The sequence below is a fragment of the Bradyrhizobium sp. UNPA324 genome (assembly GCF_006658635.1).
Classification (GTDB): domain Bacteria; phylum Pseudomonadota; class Alphaproteobacteria; order Rhizobiales; family Xanthobacteraceae; genus Bradyrhizobium; species Bradyrhizobium nanningense.
The window spans coordinates 644,413-662,477 of sequence record NZ_LFJD01000004.1 but is presented as its reverse complement, the minus strand read 5'-3'; the positions used below and the strand labels follow the sequence as shown (position 1 = coordinate 662,477).

Genomic DNA, 18,065 nt, shown 5'->3' with positions numbered 1-18,065 from the left:
ATGACATCCAGCCGGTTCGATCTCCGCGGCAAGGTCGCGATCGTCACGGGAGGCAATGGCGGCATCGGCCTCGGCATGGCGCGCGGACTTGCCGATGCAGGCGCCGACATCGCCGTGGTCGGACGCAACGAGGCGAAGTCCAAAGCAGCCGTCGAAGATCTCCGGCAGCGCGGCGTCAAGGCGATCGCTGTTCCGACCGATGTCACCGACAGGGCCGCGATCGAAGCCATGATTGCCCGCGTGGTGAAGGATCTCGGCCGCATCGACATCCTCGTCAACAATGCCGGCATGAGCATCCGCAAGCCGCCGCACGAGCTCGAGCTCGACGAGTGGAACAAGGTGATCGACACCAACCTCACCAGCGCCTTCCTGTGCTCGAAGCTCGCCTATCCGGCGTTGAAGGCGTGCGGCAACGGCAAGGTGATCAACATCGGCTCGATGATGTCGATCTTCGGCGCGAGCTTCGCCACCGCCTATGCGGCGAGCAAGGGCGGCATCGTGCAGTACACCCGCGCCTGCGCCAATGCCTGGGCGCCCGACAACATCCAGGTCAACGCCATCCTGCCGGGCTGGATCGATACCGACCTCACCCGCGGCGCGCGGCAGCAGGTGTCGGGATTGCACGAGCGGGTGCTGGCGCGCACGCCGGCGGGACGCTGGGGCGACATCGACGACTTTGCCGGCATCGCCGTGTTCCTGGCATCGCCCGCGTCGAACTTCGTCACGGGCACCGCGATTCCCGTCGATGGCGGCTTCTCAGTGATGGCCTGAGGGCATACCTGCCTTCGCAATCCGGCAACGCAAAAAAGAAGCCCCGGACCAAGCCGGGGCTTTTGAATTTGGCAGTGCTTTTCTTGATCGTTGGTCGCGTTGCGTCGACGTGCTCAGTAACGTGCGATGGTCGGGGCGTCGAACTTGTAGCTCGCGCGCACGACGGCCCATTGGATGTCGCGCGGCTTGGCGTCGAAGGTGTAATTAGCCGCGGTGCCGCCGAGCTGATAGGTCTGGCTGCCGAAAGCCGCGTAGTTGTATTCGAGGCCCACGATCCAGTTGCGGGTGATGCCGTATTCCCAGCCGGCGCCGACGGTCCAGCCGTTGTGCCAATGAGTTTGTCCGCCCGTACCCGTCACAAACGGATCGGTGACCGAAAGCCGGTTGTTGACCCCCGCGTAGCCGCCCTTGATGTAGAACAGGTTGTTCTGCACGGCGAATCCGGCACGACCGACGACAGTCGCCAGCACGTTGGCACGCCAGGAGAACACGTCGTTCGCCGGGGGGAAGGCGGTGTTGGTAAAAGAGCCCTTGTTGTCGAGGCCGGAGATCGTGCCTTCCATGCCGAACACGTAATTGTTGGCCTGCCAATTGTAGCCGATCTGGGCGCCGCCCATGACGCCCGAATTGCGCTGGCGATAGCCCTCTCCTGGCAACAAATCGCCGAAGCCGCCACCGTTGCCGTTGTTGATGAACTGCTCGTTGGTCCATGCGCCACCGATGTGGCCGCCGACATAGAAACCGGTCCAGTTGAACAGCGGCTCGACATAAGCAGGCGCCTTGGTGTAGCGCGCGCCGAGATCGGCGGCGGAGGCAGCGCCGGCCGTAACCAAAGCGGTCGTGCAGGCGAAGGCGGCAATCAATTTATTATGCATGGTACACCCCGTGTCCTTTGATGGGTGCACGGTCACAGACGGGTGTTACTAAAATTCGAATCAACAGAGTTAACGCGGCGCATCGGCACGCGCGGGTCCGCAAATGCGCCCGCGCTGTTGCATACCCGCAACGCCGTTGTCCCGATTTAACGCGACGTTATCCCTACCGATGTCCTGCGCTACGATTCCGACGCGACCTTCGAATGCACGTGCTCGGGCCGCACGCCGAGCGCAAGCAGGCGCGCCGGAATGCCCTGGAGCCATGGCAGCGCGGTGATGAGGCGCACGATCAGCGGCACCTTCAGCGGCCGGTCGCCGCTCTGCAGAGCGCCGCTGATGATGTTGTTCTGCACCACCACCTGCATGCGCTGCGTCATCTTCACCGGGAACTCGCGGCGACGCCTCACGGCATCGAGCTCGCTCTCGGACGGGCGGCCGTGCTGCAGCTTGCCCGCCAAAAGATTGGCGGTCGCGACCGCATCCTGTACGGCGAGATTGACGCCGACGCCGCCCACCGGCGACATCGCATGCGCGGCATCGCCAATGCAAAGCAGGCCCGGCCGCGTCCAGCGCGGCAGGCGGTTGATCGCGACGGTCAGCAGCCTGATGTCGTCGAAGCTCTTCACGTCGGCAATGCCTGCCTTAAGGATCGGTGCCATGCGCACGACGTCGTCGAGCAACGCCTGCAGTCCCCTCGCCTTCACCGCCTCGTACTGTCCCTTGCCGATGACGTAGGCGCATTGCCAATAATCGCCGCGATCGAAGGTGATCATCATCTTGCCGGGCTCGACGCGCGCGAACACGTTTTCGGTCTCGTCGGCCTTGCGACCGGCGCGAAACCACAGCACGTCCATCGGTGCGCCGATCTCCTCGACGGCCAGGCCCGCGCGCTGGCGCACCGTCGAATGCCGGCCGTCGCAGGCGATGGTGAGATCGGCTTCGATACCGATAAGGCCGTCAGGCGTTTTCGCCCGCACGCCGGCGATGGTCTCGCCACGACGGATCAGATCGACCGCCTCGGTGCTCATCATGACCTCGAGCGAAGCAAAGCGCCGGCCGGCCTCGCGTAGGAAATTCAGGAAATCCCATTGCGGCATGAAGGCGATGAAGGGGTATTTGGTGTGGAGTCGGGAAAGATCGGCGATGCGCACCGGCGTGCCGCCGAACAGGCCGTCCATCTTCTGCAGCCGCTGATGCGGCAGCTTCAGGAAGCCGTCGATCAGGCAGAGCTCGTCCATCACCTGAAGCGTCGAGGGATGCACGGTGTCGCCGCGGAAGTCGCGGAAGAAATCCGCGTGCTTTTCCAGCACCACGACCTCGATGCCGGCCCGTCCCAGGAGATAGCCGAGCATCATGCCGGCCGGTCCTCCGCCAACGATGCAGCAGCGGACTCTTTTCGTCCGGTTTGATTGTTGGCCGGATGTCATTGCAACCACGATCCGCGACGTGAGTATCGATCAAGATATGGTGGGCAATGTAACGCCGATTCCGGTCGAGCGGAGCTTGAATCTGGATGCGCGGTGCCAGCGTTGGCCGGCAGCTCGGATCACGCCGGCCCGTCCGATCCCGGGAATAAGCCGCGTCCCCCGATGTTAATGGGAGATAAGACCCAACAGGGCATCAGAGGGAACGTTCAACGTGGCATGGTTGCTTGCAGGCGTGGCAGCCTGGCTGGTCATCAACGTCGCGCTCGTCTATCTGCGCACGCGCCGGAGCCGCGATGCGGAAGAGAGCGAGCCGCGGGTCTAACGTTGCTGACGGCGAGCGCCGCGCCTGCGACAGCAGTTCGCGTCAGGGCCGCAGGTCGCCACTTGCGAGGTAACAGATAGGCCAGCGCCGCGCGGGCCTCTCCTGGACGGGAACTGGACTATTTCTGATCTTCATTGCTGGTCCCGGTGCCCGGACTGCCGATCGGCAACCCGTTCGGCGCATGACCGACACCTGCGTTCCGTTCAGCTTGCGCGGCCGACGGCGAGGTGCCGTTTGCAGTCGGGGGCTGAACGTTCGGGTTGGTCTGCCCGGTATTGGTGTTGATGTTGGCCCCGGTGGTGGTGCCATGAATCCCCATCCCTGAAGGAGCCGACGGCCCCGAATTGGCGCTGCTGGATGAGGTGCCCATTCCGGCCCCCGAGCTGGCCGCAGATCCAGCGCTTCCGCCGCCAGTTCCCGTACCGGCTGCAGCACTGGCACCGCCACCCGCACCACCACTGCCTCCTCCGCCAGCACCCCCGCCTCCCTGAGCAAAAGCGGTCGTCGAAAGCGCAGCGCATGCGAAGGCGATGAGGATGGTCTTGCGGATCATGGATGGTCTCCCTGGTTTGGTGGACAATCCGGGGATCCGTAGAGTTGTTCCTTTGCCGAACTTCTTAAGCCCCAGTCGCCGCACGCCGAAGGCGTTAGCTTTCGTCGTTTTGCCAGAAGCTCAGTGATGGGTGGACGACGACCGCAAACGCTGCAAGGGCGAGGAAGATGACGACGACAAATGCAATTGCGATCTCTTCCATGGAGTCTCCCGGCGCCACAGCCCCCTCGCGTGGATGCCGGACCGTTGTGGCGGCATGGTGACTCCAAGGTGGATTTAAGATGCCTTTTGAAGAACAGTTCCGTGTCAGTCCGCGCCCCTTGGGAGAGCGAACGCCAGCATCAACGACGCCCGTTATTCCGACTACATCGCCTTTGTCGCCCGCGTGCCGGCCTCGTCGCCGTCCCGGATGGTTGGGTGGCAAGCGGCAGGCAACGCTTTCGGACTTCTGGCTGGCGCCCGCGAACGCGAGCTTTCATAGCTCGCTCTAGCTCTATGAGATGAGGTGCGGCAGTTCTTGCGGCTACCGACGCGACGATCGTGTTCGAGTCCTACAGACACGCCACGGCCGATCGAATGATCCGGCCGAATGCGTGACCGAGTTGTTCGAAGGCTTGCGGATGTGCGTTCATAACGACCCTCCGCGGCTGGCTAGTGCGGCGTCTTATTCGTCTACCCACCAGGTAAGCGACGGATAGACGACCAGCAGGCCAACGAGAGCCAAGGATGATCCGGCGAGAAGCATTCCTACAATCCAAGCGCACATCGGACGGGTACTCCGACTTTGCGCCATTATATGCGCATTAAATTTTAAACGACAATAAATAAATTAAATAGCGTAAATTTCGTCCACTCCTTCAGACCATAGGGGGCGCATCCAAGTCCACGACATGGCTTGGTATCATCCGCATAACGCGCAGCCGAGTGGCTTCGGTCGTTTGACTGTACGAGCTAGAACCCGACCGAGCCCGAGCGCTATAGGGCGGCGCCGCCGCTGATGGGCATCAGCCGCGTCGTGTACTCCCGCGCGCGCCCTGCTCTCAGGGCCGCGCCGCCGCCGAGCACAATGGTCTCAATTGTTACTGCCGGTTCGCGCTGCGAAAACTCTTGATCTCGGAGACGCTGCCGTCGCGATAGGTCAGCTCCACCGAGACGGACTGCGTCGCTGGTGCGAGCTTCATGTAGAGCGGCATGCCGGCGGTGATCGCGCTGGGATCGCGCATGTCGCAAGGCGGCATCTTCAGCACCTGGTTGGGCACGGCGGTGTCGATGCCGATACGCACCTCGCGAATGGCGCAGCGATAGGACACGAGGTGCGTGTAGTAGACCAAGAGTCCGTTGAACTCGCGGAACGACAGCCAGCTCGTAGCGGTCATGTCGAGGATCTTCCGCTGGTCGCGGATCAGCGCGGCCTCGGGATCGAACCTGATCGGGAACGGCCCCTGCATGTCACCGGACTGATCGACGTAGCGGACCTCGATGGTGCCGGCCTGCGCATCCGGCGGCAATTCGATCGACGGGTTCGGCATCCGCTTGCGCGTGCGCGGATCGAGCGTGTCGATGAAGCCGGTCTCGCGGAAATCGCCCTTGCCCGCCATGCGCCAGGAAATGCCGAGCGTCGGGTCGGCAAAGGAGAACACCACGCTCCAGCCGCCATTGTGCCGCGAGAAGCTCGCGATCGGCGCGTTGATGGCCTCCTCTTTCGGCAGTTGCGGCACCGACATCGGCGGCAGCGCGGCGAGCTTCTGCGGCGGCGGATCGGCCGGCCGCGCGGCGGCATCCTTCGCCATGCCGCTGAGAAAGACGTCGTCGACCATCTGGTCGAAATAGACCGGCACCTGCCTGTGCTTCACGGTATCGGCCATCTCGCTGACGGCGCGGCGGGTGCGCTGCGCCACCTGCACGAGGTTCTCGCCGGGCTCAAGCAGCTCCTTGGCGAAGGTGCGCGTGAACACCGAATTGGGATTGGTGTCGTCATTGGACAGACGATCGAGCGCGGTCTGGCGGGGACCTGCCGAGAACACCGAAAACACGCCTTCGGGCAGCTGCGTCATCGGCGCGAGCCCGCCGGCACCGGCGACCGCGCGGGTGCCCTTGCGCTCGAACGGATTGTTGCGGCAGGCGTCGAACACCAGGATCGAGGTTCGCGCCTTCTTGTTCTGCAGACGCTCGATAATGCGATCGGCGAGGATCGAGGCGTCGCGCACCAGCTCTTCCTGCCCTTCCGTCGCCGCCGGTACGTCGGTCGGCAGCAGATAGTTCTGGCCCGCGATCTCGAAGCCGTGGCCGGCGTAGAAGAAGAACGCGGTATCGCCGGGCTCGATCGCCTTGTCGAAGGCGAGCAGCGTCTCGGAGAATTGCTGCCGGTTCTGGTTCTCTGCGACCATCACCGAGAAGCCGAGCTGCTTCAGCGTGTCGCCCATGGTGCGGGCGTCGTTGACGGCCTTGAGCAGCTTTGGAACGTTCCTGTAGTCGTTGTTGCCGACGACGAGCGCAACGCGCTTCTCGGCATGGGCGGGAAGCGCAAAGCCGCCGAGGCTTGCTGCCAGGCCAAGGGCCGCCAGAGTTCTGAAAAGCCGACGCGTCATCGCAAGTTTCCCGTTGCAGAACGGCGGAGAGGCCGCTTCCTTCGAACGGCAGTTCGTTGGACCCCCTGCCGCTGTGTGATAGTCGGCCCAGACGTAACGACGGTTCAAGGGACCTGGGCCTCCGGATCCACGATCTGGCTATGGCAGATTCCCGCGGAATCTGCTCTTTCTAGGACAATTGCGCTGCAAGCGGGGGCTGCCGTGTATCGCTGGTGTACTGATGAGGTCGAGCCGCATGAGCGGTTCGACTATTGGCGCGAGGTGCGCTCCAAGGGATTGTTCGGCGTCACTGCCGAGCTCGCGCGCGAACGGCGCGCGGACTTCTTCGGCGAATTCTCGCTACGCCAGTTGGGCGGCGCCGGCCTCGTCGAGCTGAAGGCCTCCCCCTACGCGGTCGAACGCAGCAGCTCCGACATCGCCTACGCGCCCGGGGACGCGATCTGCGTCTATCAGCAGCTCGGCAACGGCAGCTGGTTCGGCGGCCTGCGCGGAAGCGACTTTGCGATCGCCAACGGCAGCTTCGCGACCAGCCATACCGACCTGCCCTACCGCACCGCGCCGCTGGGCGCCGAGGGCTTCCACCTGCGGATCCTGAAGATCCCGCTCAGCACCATCCCGGCGCAGGACAGGCGCATGCGCGAGCTTGCGCCCCGGACGTTCGACGATCCCGCCTTGGCTCCGCTGCTCGGAGCCTGCTTTGCCGAACTCGGCGAAGCCTCCACGGATCAAGACGCCGACGATACGACCTCCCTGGTTCAGGCCTTGGCCCATCTGGCGCTGATCGAGCGCGGCATCGTCAGACCCGGCAGCCGGCGTGGACAGGCCGCGCTGCGGACCGCCCGCCTCTCGCAGGCCCGCCGCCTGATCGCGCGCCACCTGCAAGATCCCAATCTCGCGCCGATCATGGTGGCTGACCTGCTCGGCGTGTCCGTGCGCCACCTGCACATGCTGTTCGAGACCGCGGCAAAGAGCTTCTCGCAGACCGTAACGGACGAACGGCTGAAACAGAGCCGCCGCCTGATGCGCGAGGCGCCCGAGCGGCTGATCGCCGATATCGCGGCTGCCTGCGGCTTCGAGAGCCTGGCGACCTATTACCGGGTCTTCAACGCCGCCTATGGCATGGCCCCCGGCGATTTCCGGGCCCAGGGCTCGCAGGCGTGCTAGCCGCCGTTTTGACGCCTTGGGCCGGAGTGCGGGACTGGGCGGAAAACCTCAGTCGCGCCCGTGATTTGGGCAAAAACCTCAGGTTTTTTAGGGCCTTCCCGCGCCCGCTCCATTGACTTTGGCCGATTCCCGCCTATGTTCCGGGGCGACGCGGCTCAGATCGAAGAGCGATTCCTGAGCCTTGCGCTTTGTTCGCGTGTGTCAGCACCCCCAGCTTCTTTGAGAGCGCGCCGTTTCGGGGTGGAACGCGACCAGCCTTAATTACCCTCGATTCCGAACGGCGGTTTCGACCAGAGGCTCAATGTCCTTTTCACATCTCGGACTGTCCGAAAAAGTCCTCGCCGCAGTGGCGGCCACCGGTTACACCACCCCCACCCCCATCCAGGAACAGGCGATCCCCCACGTCCTCGCACGCAAGGATGTGCTCGGCATCGCCCAGACCGGCACCGGCAAGACCGCGGCCTTCGTGCTGCCGATGCTCACCATCCTCGAAAAAGGGCGCGCCCGCGCACGCATGCCGCGCACGCTGATCCTCGAGCCGACCCGCGAGCTCGCGGCCCAGGTCAAGGAGAACTTCGACCGCTACGGCGCCGGCCAGAAACTCAACGTCGCCCTCCTGATCGGCGGCGTCTCCTTCGGCGACCAGGATGCCAAGCTGACGCGCGGCGTCGACGTGCTGATCGCAACCCCCGGCCGCCTGCTCGACCACACCGAGCGCGGCGGCCTCTTGCTCACCGGCGTCGAGCTGCTCGTCATCGACGAAGCCGACCGCATGCTGGACATGGGCTTCATTCCCGACATCGAGCGCGTCTGCAAGCTCGTCCCGTTCACACGCCAGACCCTGTTCTTCACCGCGACCATGCCGCCGGAGATCCGGCGCATCACCGAAGCCTTCCTGCACAATCCGCAGAAGGTGGAGGTCTCCAAGCCCGCCACCACCGCCGTCACCGTCACGCAGGTCCAGGTGCCTGCCGGGCGCGAGGCGCACGAGAAGCGCGAGCTGCTGCGCCGCCTGCTGCGCGAGGCCAAGGATCTCAAGAACGCGATCATCTTCTGCAATCGCAAACGCGAGGTCGCGGTCGTTCATAAATCGCTCCAGAAGCACGGCTTCAGCGTCGGCGCCCTGCACGGCGACATGGACCAGTCCGCCCGCACGGCCGCACTCGAGCAATTCCGCAAGGGCGAGCTACCGCTGCTCGTCGCCTCCGACGTCGCCGCGCGTGGCCTCGACATTCCCGAGGTCAGCCACGTCTTCAATTTCGACGTCCCCCATCACGCCGACGATTACGTCCACCGCATCGGCCGCACCGGCCGCGCCGGCCGCACCGGCACCGCGATCTCAATCGTGACGCCGCTCGACCAGAAGTCGATGGTGGCCATCGAAAAGCTGATCGGCCAGAGCATTCCGCGCGCCGAAGGCGATTACGAAATCCAGGCTGAATCCTCCGACGGGACCGAGCGTCCGCGCGAGGCGCGTGGCCGCGAACGTTCACGCGGCGGACGCGGCAAGCCGCAGCGCGGCCGTGAGCGAAGCCACGAGCCGCGCGAGGCGCGTGGCGAGGCAAGGCATACTTCGGAGCCAAGGCATGCTTCGGAAGCAAGGCATGGTTCGGAAGCAAGGCCCTCCTCGGAAACAAGACAGCCGTCCGAAGCAAGGCCTCGGTCCGACGACAAGCGCAGGGCAGAGCCGCGTCACGACGCGCGCCAGCAGGCCAATAATTCGCATGTGCCGTCGATCGGCCGCCCCGAGCCGCGCCGCCAACGCGAGATCGACACCGAGCCGGGCGATCACTCGCATCTTCCGGCATTCCTGCTGCGGCCGGTCCGCTCTCCCGCCGGCGCCTGAAGCGCGAGAGCGCGCTCCAGGTTTCGGTTGCGGAAATAGGAAGCACACGTTTTTAGACATTTCGTGAACGTATATTTACGGGGCGTTCACGATCGTCCGTTAGCCTACGAACATAATTTAAGCATTGCTGCGGTCGTCGGCGCTCCGACCGCTGTGGGGTATGTTCCGTGGTCAAGGTGCTCGACGAACACGAACGCACGATGGCGTTCGCCGAAGTGGCGCTCGGTCAGATCCGATCGCTTCGGCAGACGGCGATTCCCCGCAATTACGAGATCTGGTACGTCTACGCCACCGGCTACAACGCACCGCTGAATAAGATCATCAACGAGACGCTGGCGCGCAGCGGCAAGCTGACCGAAGCCGATCTCGAGCAGATCTACGAGACCTATCTCTCCCACATCAAGACCACCGACCGCATCGACAAGGTCGGCGCGCGAGTTATCGGCGAGATCGACGACGTCATGAGTGTCCTGAGCGACGCGCTCGGCATGACCGGCTCCTACGATACCACCCTGTCGAGCGCGACCGCGAAACTGGCGTCGGCCAAGAGCCGCGACCAGATCAAGGCAATCGTCGAAACGCTGCTGCGCTCGACCAGCGAGATGCGCGAGACCAACAAGGCGCTGGAAGACCGCCTGACGCTGTCGAAGAACGAAATCAGCAATCTCCAGCACAGCCTGGAGGCGATCCGTGCCGAGAGCTTGACCGATCCGCTCACGGGCCTCGGCAATCGCAAATATTTCGACCGCATGATCGACATGGCCGTGCAGAGCGCGCTCGCATCGGGCGAGTCGCTGTCGCTGCTGCTGTTCGATATCGATCACTTCAAGTCGTTCAACGATTCCTACGGCCATCTCACCGGCGACCAGGTGCTGCGGCTCGTCGGCCTTTCGCTGAAGCAGACCATCAAGGGCCAGGACATCACCGCGCGCTACGGCGGCGAGGAATTCGCAGTCGTGCTGCCCAACACCGCGCTGCGCCAGGCGCTCACGGTGGCCGACCACATCCGCCGCGCGGTGATGGCGAAGGAATTGAAGAAGAAGTCCACCGGCGAGATCCTCGGCCGCGTCACCATCTCCGTCGGCGTCTCCATGCTCAAGCCCGGCGACGACACCGACGCGCTGATCGAGCGCGCCGATGCCTGCCTCTACGCCGCCAAGCGCAACGGCCGCAACCGCGTGATCTGCGAAGCCGATCCGGAATACGCCGTCGAATCGCACAGCCGCGTGGCGTAATCACCGCCGCTCCCTGCAAACCTCGTTTCAAACTGAAACCTCCGGGCTGGGCTCAATGTCCCGGGCCTGCGTTTCTCGGCGAGGTCAGGTCTGGCTGATGAATTCCGCGATGAGACGATTGACGGCCTCGGGCGCATCCTCGAGGCAGTAGTGGCCGGCTCCCGGGAGACGATGGACGCTCGCAGTCGGGAAAACCGATGTGAAGAGCGGCAAGAAATGCGAAGCGTGGAGCGTACGATCCGCGTCGCCCCAGATCGCGAGCGCCGGCCTGTCCCGGATCATGCGGTCTGCGGCGGCATCGGGCATCTCGAACCGGTGCGCGCCGATCGCAAAACCCTTCGCCCAGCCGATCGCCCCGAGGCATTCGGCCGGATTGGCAAACGGCGCGCCATAGGCCGCAAGCCAGTCATCGGAGATGATTGCGTTGTTCTCGAAACCGTTCAGCTTCAGCGTGCTCAAGATGTTGAAGTTGAGCTGGCCGAGCACCGCGTCGAGATTTCCATCTGCCTCCGCTTGCCCGATCCAGCGAAACCACCGTGAAGCAGCTGCATTTGCGCTCACGCGCTCCAGCAGGTCGACCTGACCGAACGGTGTCGGGCCATTGGTCGAGATGAGCCGGCGGATGCGGTGCGGATGCCGGGCTGCGATCCCCATGCCGACCGGACCGCCGAAATCATGCATCACGAGCGTGATGTCCGTCAGGTCGAGCGCGAGTACGAATTTTTCCAGGTTGTCGATGTGGTCCTGCAGCCAATAGCTGCGCGTGGCCGGCGTCTCGCTCTTTCCAAATCCCATGTGATCCGGGACGACGACGCGGTGTGTCGCGCTCAACACCGGGATCAGGTTCCGGAACAGATAGCCCCAGGTCGGCTCGCCATGCAGGCACAGCACGACCTCGCCATCGCGAGGTCCCTCGTCGACGAAGTGCATCTTGAAATGCGACGCGTCGTTGAAATGCGGTGCAAAGGCAAAGCTGCCACCGAACGTGGCCTCGGGTCTGATCATGGGTATTCCTTTCTGCACGGTTTCAATTTGAAACCGATATCGGCATACCGCTTGAGGTTTCAGTTTGCAACCGATATATGGAAGTTCGCTGCACTCGAACGACACGGCGGAGATGGACGTCAGGAATGGGCAAGAGAATTAGCCACAAGGATTCGTTGTGCGGCGTGGCACGTCCGCTGGACGCGATCGGTGACTGGTGGTCGCTTTTGATCGTGCGCGACGCCTTCGATGGCTTGCGCCGGTTCGGTGAGTTTCAGAAGAGTCTCGGCCTCGCCAAGAACATCCTCTCGGCCCGGCTGCGCAATCTCGTGGCACACGGCATCGTGGACATTGTGCCCGCAGCAGAGGGCGGCCCCTATCAGGAGTACGAGCTGACGGAGAAAGGACGCGGACTGTTTCTGGTTCTTGCAGCGCTCAGGCAGTGGGGCGAGGACTTCTTCTTCGCGCCCGACGAGGCCCACGTGCTGCTGGCCGACAAGAAGTCGGGGCTTCCCGTGCGCAGGCTCGAGCTACGAGCTCGGGACGGACGCGTTCTCGGTCCGGCCGACACCATCGTGCGGCGCCCGCCGAGCATGGCGAGGGTCGAGCTGGCGCGCCCACAAGTTCGGACAGCTTCGAACCGCCGAGATTTCAAGCCGCGCACCAGGAAGTAGCGATCGCCACCGCGTGATCTGCGAGGCGAATGCGGAATTCCCCGATCGGGATACGCAAGCGGGTGGCGCGAGGCGACGCGACGCGCCGAAACACCGCCGCGCTTGACATTCCAACTTGCCGACCGACATCTTCCTCGCTGCCGCGACACCGACCGCGAGCATCGAGGACTGACCGCCGTGCCCAACCCTCACGATTTCCACACGCCGCAACCATCCTACACCAGTGACGAGCTGCTGAGATCGAGCGAAGGCGGCTATTTCGGCCCGGGCAATGCGCAATTGCCGGCACCGCCGATGCTGATGATGGATCGCATCACGGAGATCAGCACGAATGGTGGCGCGTTCGGCAAAGGCCATATCGTCGGCGAGCTCGATCTCGCGCCTCACCACTGGTTCTTCGATTGCCACTATCGCGGCGACGCGATGATGCCGCCAACTCTGGGCCTCGACGCCATGTGGCAGATGATCGGCTATTGGCTCGGCTGGTCCGGCTCACCGGGCAAGGGCCGCGCCATCGGCGTCGGCGAAGTGGAATGCACCGGCACCGTCACGCCCGACACAAAGAGCGTTCGCTACGAGGTCGCGATGCGCATGGTCCGGCGAGGCAAGCTGGTGCTCGGAATTGCCGACGGGCGCGTGCTCGCCGACGGCGTCTGTGTGTTCACAGCCAAGGACATGCGTGTCGGCCTGACCAAGGCCGTCGATTGATCTCTCGTAGGGTGGGCAAAGGCGCGCAAGCGCCGTGCCCACGATCTCTGCATAACTATTTCGAACGGTGGGCACGCTTCCGCCTTCGCTCTGCGAGCTACGGCGGGCGAGTCGCTTTGCCCACCCTACGCACCGTCTTCTTGACTGCCTTCTTGGCCGCCCTCTTCTTGGCAGCAGGCTTCTTTGGCTCGGTCTTCTTCGTGACCGCCTTCTTCCCCTTCGGCCGCTTCTTCACCTTGGCGCGCTGGGCGGCGGCGAGGGCCGCCCTGGCCCATTGCGCCAATTCCTCGGAATCGTCGAACAGACGTGCCGGCAGCTCCCAGTAGGAATTCACCAGCACGGTCTTGGCGCGGGTCGAATATTGGAACGGCTTTGAGCCCTCGGCCTCGAAGTCCGGGATGGTCACTTCGTCGGCGCGGAAGAACAGGCCGGCGCGCAAGGCGAGCGCAAAGTTGACGCCGTCGACGGAGATGCCGTGGCCGGAGAACATCTTGCGGATGGTAACGGGGCCGAAATCGGCGAACAGGTCAGTCAGGAATTCGCGGTCCATGCTCACGCTCTCTCGTGCCCCGGACGCAGCGCGCCGTGAAACGGTGCGCTGCTGAGCCGGGGCCCAGGCCCTCTGCGACAGGAAGTATAGCGTGGGTCCCGGCTCTGCGCAGCAGCGCAAGAGCGCTGCAGCGCGTCCAGGACACGAGAGCGATGCGTTGGGCTGATTACCCGTCGATCTTCGCCGGCCGCAGCTCGACCGACTCGCCGCAGCCGCAGGCGGAGATCTGGTTGGGGTTATTGAAGACGAACTGGGCCTGCATCTTGTCGGCCTTGTAGTCCATCTCGGTGCCAAGCAGGAACAGCACGGCCTTGGGGTCGACCAGGATCTTGACGCCCTTGTCCTCGACGACCTCGTCGGTCGGCCGGACATCGTGGGCGTATTCGACCGTGTAGGACTGGCCGGCGCAGCCGCCGTTCTTCACGCCGACGCGCAAACCGACGATCTCGGAATCGGCGCGCTGGGTCAGCTCGGTGATGCGCTGGGCGGCCGCATCCGTCAGCCGCATCACCTGCGGGCGCGGACGCCGCGGCTTCGGAGTGGATGCTGGGGTCGCCTGGGTCATCTTGTTTATCTGGTCCGTTGCGGAACGAATTCAATACCGGGTTTATGTCACCACATGTTGAGGACGAGGCGCGCCTCGTCGCTCATGCGCTCGGGCGACCACGGCGGCTCCCAAACGACCTTGACGTCGACCACGCCGACCCCGGGAACGCTGGCGACCGCGTTCTCGACCATGGTCGGCAGCTCGCCCGCGGCCGGGCAGTTCGGCGTCGTCAGCGTCATCTGGACGTCGACCGAGCGATCGTCCTTGATCTCGACCTTGTAGATCAGGCCGAGCTCGTAAATGTCGGCGGGAATTTCCGGATCGAACACTGTCTTGAGCCCGGCGATGATCTCGCGGGTCAGGCGCTCGGTCTCCTCCGGCGGCAGCGCCGAATGGGTCTCCATCGGATTGGCTTTGATTTCGGCCGTGTCACTCATGCGAACAAATCCCGCGCCTTCAAGAGCGCCTGTGCCAGATGATCGACTTCTTCCCGCGTATTATACATGCCGAACGAGGCCCGGCAGGTGGCCGTCACGTTGAACCGCTCTAAAAGCGGCATCACGCAATGGGTGCCGGCGCGCACCGCGATGCCCTGGCGGTCGATGACGGTGGCGACATCGTGGGCGTGCGCCCCCCCAAGCTCGAACGAGATCACCGGGCCCTTGCCCCGCGCCGTGCCGATCAGCCGCAGCGAGTTGATCTCGCGCAGGCGATCCTGGGCATAGGTGGTGAGATCGTGCTCGTGAGCGGCGATGCGCTCCTTGCCGATCGAATTGACGTAGTCGATGGCGGCGCCAAGCCCAACCGCCTCGACGATCGCCGGCGTGCCCGCCTCGAACTTGTGCGGGGGATCGCCATAGGTGACGACCTCGCGCGAGACTTCGCGGATCATCTCGCCGCCGCCGTTGAAGGGACGCATTGCGACCAGGTGGTCGTATTTGGCCCAGAGCGCGCCGATGCCGGTTGGCCCATACACCTTGTGGCCGGTGAAGACGTAGAAGTCGCAGCCGATGTCCTGGACGTCGACCGGCAGATGCACCGCGCCCTGGCTGCCGTCGACTAACACCGGAATGCCGCGGGCATGCGCGATTCTGACGACCTCCTTGACCGGCACGATGGTGCCGAGCGCGTTCGACATCTGGGTGATCGCGACCAGCTTGGTCTTGGCCGTGAGCAGCTTCTCGAACTCGTCGATGAGGAAGTTGCCTTCATCGTCGACCGGCGCCCATTTGATGACGGCACCCTGGCGCTCCCGCAGGAAATGCCAGGGCACGATGTTGGAGTGGTGCTCCATGATCGAGATGACGATCTCGTCGCCTTCCCCGATGTTCGGCCCGCCCCACGAAGACGCGACCAGATTGATCGCCTCCGTCGCGTTGCGGGTGAAGATCACTTCCTCAGTGCGCGAAGCATTTATGAATTGCGCGACCTTGGCGCGGCCGCCCTCATAGGCTTCGGTCGCCGCGTTGGCGAGGTAATGCAGGCCGCGATGCACGTTGGCGTATTCGGACGTATAGGCCTGCGTCATGCGATCGAGTACGGCGCTCGGCTTCTGCGCCGAGGCGGCGTTGTCCAGATAGACCAGCTTCTTGCCGTAGACTTGCATGGCAAGCGCCGGAAAGTCCTGGCGGACGCGGCCGACGTCGTAAGTCCCGTTCTTGACGGCCGGATGCGTGCTCATTGGCGCCGCTCCAGCCAGCGCTCGGCGACGCCGATCACGTGCTCGCGCAAACCGTCATCGGCGATCTGCTCGATCGCCTCGCCGACGAAGGCCTGGATCAGCAGGGCCTGGGCCTGCTTCTCCGGCAGGCCGCGCGCCTTCAGATAGAACAGCAGGCTGTCGTCGAGCGCGCCGGCGGTGGCGCCGTGGCCGCAGGAGACGTCGTCGGCAAAAATCTCGAGCTCCGGCTTGTTGTCGGCTTCGGCCTCGTCCGAGAGCAGCAGCGCGCGCGTCATCATCTTGCCGTCGGTCTTCTGCGCGTCGGGACGGACGATGATGCGGCCCTGGAACACCGAGTGGCCACGGTCGTCGACCACGGCGCGGAAGATCTCGCGGCTGACGCAGTTCGGCACGGCGTGATCGACCACCAGCGTGGTGTCGCCATGCTCGGTCTTCTTCAACAGGTTGACGCCGTTGGCCGAGAGCTCGCTGCCCTCACCCGCCAGCGCAATGAAGCCCTGAAGACGACTCACCGCAGCGCCGGTGGTCATGTTGAAGAAATTGAACTTCACATTGGCGCCGATGGTGACGAACTGCGAGGTCACGTTCACCGCGTCAGGCGCATCGTCCATCAGACGGATGTGGGCGACGTCGGAATCGTCACCAACCGACACGAGGACGGCGTCATTGACCTGGTAGGCCTTGGCACCCGCCGCGACAAAGGTCTCGACGATGGTGGCGCGAGCGCCCTTCCCGACCGCGACCTGCGAGCGGGTGAACGCCGACGCCGACGCGGCGGTCGCGATGTGAATGATCTGGATCGGCGCGGACAGCTTGGCGCCATCGGCGATCGACAACACGACGCCGTCGGTCGCCATCGCCGCGTTCAGCGCGATCATTGCATCGATGGACGCGGTCTTCAGCAGACCGGCGTCCTTGTCCAAGGTCTCCCGCAGGGTCTTGAAGCCCGCCTCGGCGACAAGCGCCTTCACGTCGGACAGATCGGCCGCGAACACGCCGTCGACCAGCACCAGCTTGCGGGCGCCGTCGATCGCATGCACCTTCACCGCGTCCGCGGCGCGCTTCAACGTGGCCGCATCGGGGCTGGCTGCCAGCGGCAGCACCTCGCCGACCAGTGCACGCAGGTCAGTGTATTTCCATTCCTCGAGCCGGCGGTGCGGCAGGCCGAGACGCTCATAGGTCTCGAACGCCTCGCGGCGCACCGCGGTGACCGCGGGCGAACCCGGCAGCCGGCCTTCGGCGCTGGTGAAGAGATCGCTCACCGCGCGGCCCTTTCCGGTCTTTGCCACAGCAACGTTCATCGCAAACAATCCTTACGCGGCATCCTCGAACTGGGCGTAGCCGGACGCTTCCAGTTCCAGCGCCAGCTCCTTGCCGCCGCTCTTCACGACACGGCCCTTCGACATCACGTGCACGACGTCGGGCACGATGTAGTTGAGGAGCCGCTGATAGTGGGTAATGACGACCATCGAACGCTTGGGCGAGCGCAGCGCGTTGACGCCGTCGGCCGCAATGCGCAGCGCGTCGATGTCGAGGCCCGAATCCATCTCGTCGAGGATGCACAGGCTCGGCTCGAACAGCGCCATCTGCAGCACCTCGTTGCGCTTCTTCTCGCCGCCGGAGAAGCCGACATTGACGCCGCGCTTGAGCATGTCCTGCGGGATGTTCAGCGACTTCGAGACCTCGCGGACCTTCTTGAGGAAGTCCGGGGTCGAGTATTCATCTTCGCCGCGTGCCTTGCGCTGGGCGTTCAACGCCGTGCGCAGAAAATTCATGGTGGCTACGCCGGGAATCTCGACCGGGTACTGGAACGCCAGGAACACGCCCTTGGCGGCGCGCTCGTTCGGCTCCATCTCCAGGAGGTCTTCACCCTTGAACAGAATCTGGCCGTCAGTAACCTCATAGCCGGGCTTGCCGGCGATGACGTGGGAGAGCGTCGATTTGCCGGAGCCGTTCGGCCCCATGATGGCGTGGATCTCGCCTTCGTTCACGGTCAGCGTCAGCCCGTGGAGGATCTCACGCTCCTCGACACGAACCTTCAGGTCTTTCACTTCAAGCAAAGCCATCTTGGTGTCCAGTTTGTTCAAATGATGCATGGAGCGCCGCAGCGCACCGCCAGGGTCAGCAATCAGCCGACCGA

Annotated in this window: 17 protein-coding genes; 6 read left to right on the top strand and 11 right to left on the bottom strand. The window is 64.2% G+C overall.

Features of this window, described 5'->3' with window-relative positions:
* A complete protein-coding gene (locus UNPA324_RS03090) occupies nt 1-771 on the top strand; it encodes an SDR family NAD(P)-dependent oxidoreductase (protein ID WP_128948522.1) in 771 nt (256 codons plus the stop codon).
* 113 nt (nt 772-884) lie between these two features.
* On the opposite strand, the gene UNPA324_RS03085 is transcribed toward UNPA324_RS03090, so the two are convergent.
* The 4 genes from UNPA324_RS03085 to UNPA324_RS03070 form a co-directional block, all read right to left on the bottom strand.
* Nucleotides 885-1,646, bottom strand: a complete 762-nt coding sequence (locus UNPA324_RS03085) for an outer membrane protein (protein WP_141933423.1) — start codon at nt 1,644-1,646, stop codon at nt 885-887.
* A 179-nt stretch (nt 1,647-1,825) separates the two neighbouring features.
* Complete coding sequence (locus UNPA324_RS03080; RefSeq protein ID WP_141933421.1) at nt 1,826-3,073, bottom strand: FAD-dependent oxidoreductase; 1,248 nt, start codon at nt 3,071-3,073, stop codon at nt 1,826-1,828.
* 440 nt (nt 3,074-3,513) lie between these two features.
* The gene (locus UNPA324_RS03075) at nt 3,514-3,948 is read right to left on the bottom strand and encodes a hypothetical protein (protein WP_181769271.1); all 435 of its coding nucleotides are present in this window, start codon (nt 3,946-3,948) and stop codon (nt 3,514-3,516) included.
* Nucleotides 3,949-5,027: 1,079 nt separating this feature from the next.
* Nucleotides 5,028-6,536 carry a caspase family protein gene (locus UNPA324_RS03070; RefSeq protein WP_141933420.1) on the bottom strand — a complete coding sequence of 503 codons (1,509 nt, stop codon included), beginning with the start codon at nt 6,534-6,536 and terminating at the stop codon, nt 5,028-5,030.
* 201 nt (nt 6,537-6,737) lie between these two features.
* Here UNPA324_RS03070 and UNPA324_RS03065 point away from each other — a divergent pair, with 201 nt between their 5' ends.
* The 3 genes from UNPA324_RS03065 (at nt 6,738) to UNPA324_RS03055 (ending at nt 10,781) form a co-directional block, all read left to right on the top strand.
* A complete protein-coding gene (locus tag UNPA324_RS03065; protein WP_141933419.1) occupies nt 6,738-7,700 on the top strand; it encodes a helix-turn-helix domain-containing protein in 963 nt (320 codons plus the stop codon).
* A gap of 301 nt (nt 7,701-8,001) precedes the next feature.
* Nucleotides 8,002-9,546: a DEAD/DEAH box helicase gene (locus UNPA324_RS03060; RefSeq protein WP_141933417.1), complete on the top strand. Its 1,545-nt coding sequence runs from the start codon at nt 8,002-8,004 to the stop codon at nt 9,544-9,546.
* Nucleotides 9,547-9,713: 167 nt separating this feature from the next.
* Complete coding sequence (locus tag UNPA324_RS03055; RefSeq protein ID WP_128921960.1) at nt 9,714-10,781, top strand: GGDEF domain-containing protein; 1,068 nt, start codon at nt 9,714-9,716, stop codon at nt 10,779-10,781.
* An 84-nt stretch (nt 10,782-10,865) separates the two neighbouring features.
* Here UNPA324_RS03055 and UNPA324_RS03050 read toward each other — a convergent pair whose 3' ends face one another.
* Nucleotides 10,866-11,786, bottom strand: a complete 921-nt coding sequence (locus UNPA324_RS03050; protein ID WP_141933415.1) for an alpha/beta fold hydrolase — start codon at nt 11,784-11,786, stop codon at nt 10,866-10,868.
* Between the two features lie 125 nt (nt 11,787-11,911).
* On the opposite strand from UNPA324_RS03050, the gene UNPA324_RS03045 reads away from it, so the two are divergent.
* Together UNPA324_RS03045 and fabA are read left to right on the top strand one after the other, a co-directional pair.
* Nucleotides 11,912-12,439, top strand: a complete 528-nt coding sequence (locus UNPA324_RS03045) for a winged helix-turn-helix transcriptional regulator (protein ID WP_128921961.1) — start codon at nt 11,912-11,914, stop codon at nt 12,437-12,439.
* Between the two features lie 177 nt (nt 12,440-12,616).
* Complete coding sequence (fabA, locus tag UNPA324_RS03040) at nt 12,617-13,147, top strand: bifunctional 3-hydroxydecanoyl-ACP dehydratase/trans-2-decenoyl-ACP isomerase (protein WP_141933413.1); 531 nt, start codon at nt 12,617-12,619, stop codon at nt 13,145-13,147.
* A gap of 97 nt (nt 13,148-13,244) precedes the next feature.
* On the opposite strand, the gene UNPA324_RS03035 is transcribed toward fabA, so the two are convergent.
* The 6 genes from UNPA324_RS03035 to sufC all read right to left on the bottom strand — a co-directional run bounded on the left by UNPA324_RS03035 (nt 13,245) and on the right by sufC (nt 17,991).
* Nucleotides 13,245-13,697 (bottom strand): TfoX/Sxy family protein, encoded by a 453-nt coding sequence (locus tag UNPA324_RS03035; RefSeq protein ID WP_128921963.1) that lies wholly within the window; start codon nt 13,695-13,697, stop codon nt 13,245-13,247.
* 166 nt (nt 13,698-13,863) lie between these two features.
* Entirely contained in the window at nt 13,864-14,262 is a 399-nt protein-coding gene (locus UNPA324_RS03030) for a HesB/IscA family protein (protein WP_018323036.1), read from the bottom strand.
* Nucleotides 14,263-14,309: 47 nt separating this feature from the next.
* Nucleotides 14,310-14,681, bottom strand: coding sequence for an SUF system Fe-S cluster assembly protein (locus UNPA324_RS03025; RefSeq protein WP_018641712.1), 372 nt, complete (start codon nt 14,679-14,681; stop codon nt 14,310-14,312).
* The gene (locus UNPA324_RS03020; protein WP_128921964.1) at nt 14,678-15,925 is read right to left on the bottom strand and encodes a cysteine desulfurase; all 1,248 of its coding nucleotides are present in this window, start codon (nt 15,923-15,925) and stop codon (nt 14,678-14,680) included. Before UNPA324_RS03020 ends, UNPA324_RS03025 begins: the two co-directional genes overlap by 4 nt.
* The gene (gene sufD, locus UNPA324_RS03015; RefSeq protein WP_128921965.1) at nt 15,922-17,226 is read right to left on the bottom strand and encodes a Fe-S cluster assembly protein SufD; all 1,305 of its coding nucleotides are present in this window, start codon (nt 17,224-17,226) and stop codon (nt 15,922-15,924) included. Before sufD ends, UNPA324_RS03020 begins: the two co-directional genes overlap by 4 nt.
* Nucleotides 17,227-17,238: 12 nt before the next feature.
* Nucleotides 17,239-17,991, bottom strand: a complete 753-nt coding sequence (sufC, locus tag UNPA324_RS03010; protein ID WP_164936581.1) for a Fe-S cluster assembly ATPase SufC — start codon at nt 17,989-17,991, stop codon at nt 17,239-17,241.
* Between the last annotated feature and the right edge of the window lie 74 nt (nt 17,992-18,065).